At 42.0% G+C, this 1,444-nt stretch carries 2 protein-coding genes; both read left to right on the forward strand.

All coding sequences use genetic code 11. From position 1 onward, the window contains the following. Nucleotides 1–1,048: phosphoglucosamine mutase (gene glmM / locus PAN06_RS14165; protein ID WP_269796652.1), on the forward strand; the 1,048-nt coding region annotated here is incomplete at its 5' end. Nucleotides 1,049–1,121: 73 nt separating this feature from the next. Beyond that, on the forward strand, nucleotides 1,122–1,444 hold a 323-nt coding region (locus tag PAN06_RS14170; protein WP_269796653.1), incomplete at its 3' end, for a DUF1149 family protein.

A 1,444-nucleotide genomic window follows, 5' to 3' on the forward strand; every position in this document is an offset into this window, starting at 1 on the left:
CAACCCAGCCCTTGATAACGGAATTAAGTTCTTTGGCGGCGATGGCTTCAAACTAGACGATGAAAAAGAAGCAGAAATTGAAGCCTTGCTAGATGCTGCGGAAGATACTCTTCCTCGTCCAAGTGCTGAAGGCTTGGGAACCTTGGTAGATTATCCAGAAGGCTTGCGTAAGTATGAAGGATATCTGGTTTCAACTGGAACTCCTCTTGAAGGAATGAAAGTGGCCTTGGACACAGCAAACGGTGCAGCGTCTACAAGTGCCCGTCAAATCTTTGCAGATCTTGGTGCTCAATTAACTGTTATCGGGGAAACACCAGATGGTCTTAACATCAACCTTAATGTTGGTTCAACTCACCCAGAAGCTCTTCAAGATGTGGTCAAAGAAAGCGGCTCAGCTATTGGTTTGGCCTTTGACGGAGATAGTGACCGTTTGATTGCTGTTGATGAAAATGGCGACATCGTTGATGGTGACAAGATTATGTACATCATCGGGAAATACCTTTCTGAAAAAGGACAATTGGCCCAAAATACAATCGTGACAACTGTTATGTCCAACCTTGGTTTCCACAAGGCCTTGGACCGTGAAGGCATTAACAAGGCAGTCACTGCAGTTGGCGACCGCTATGTTGTGGAAGAAATGAGAAAATCAGGCTACAACCTCGGTGGTGAACAGTCTGGTCACGTCATCTTGATGGACTACAATACAACGGGTGATGGTCAATTATCAGCTGTCCAATTGACAAAAATCATGAAGGAATCTGGTAAGAGCTTGTCAGAGTTGGCTGCAGAAGTAACTATCTATCCACAAAAATTAGTCAATATCCGAGTGGAAAATGCTATGAAGGAAAAGGCTATGGAAGTGCCAGCTATTAAGGCTATCATCGAGAAGATGGAAGAAGAAATGGCAGGGAATGGTCGTATTCTTGTTCGCCCAAGTGGAACAGAGCCCCTTTTGCGTGTTATGGCAGAAGCTCCTACAACAGAAGAAGTGGACTACTATGTTGATACTATCGCAGACGTAGTTCGAGCTGAAATCGGGATTGACTAAATCCTAGAAAACTAGATGAAAATAAAAAATTATGGTACAATAGCTTATAATATTGTAGCCAAGGGAGAAAGACATGAATCTTAAACGTGAACAAGAATTTGTTAGTCAGTATCATTTTGATGCGCGTAATTTTGAATGGGAAAATGAAAATGGAGCTCCTGAAACTAAGGTGGATGTGAACTTCCAATTACTCCAACATGACCAAGAAAATCAAGTGACTTCCTTGATTGTTGTCTTGAGTTTTATGATTGTATTTGATAAATTTGTCATCAGTGGAACCATTTCACAGGTGAATCATATCGATGGTCGTATTGTTAACGAACCAAGTGAATTGAACCAAGAAGAAGTGGAAACCTTGGCTCGTCCATGTTTGAACATGCTCAACCGTTTGACTTA

It is taken from the genome of Streptococcus sp. SM3, assembly GCF_027497875.1.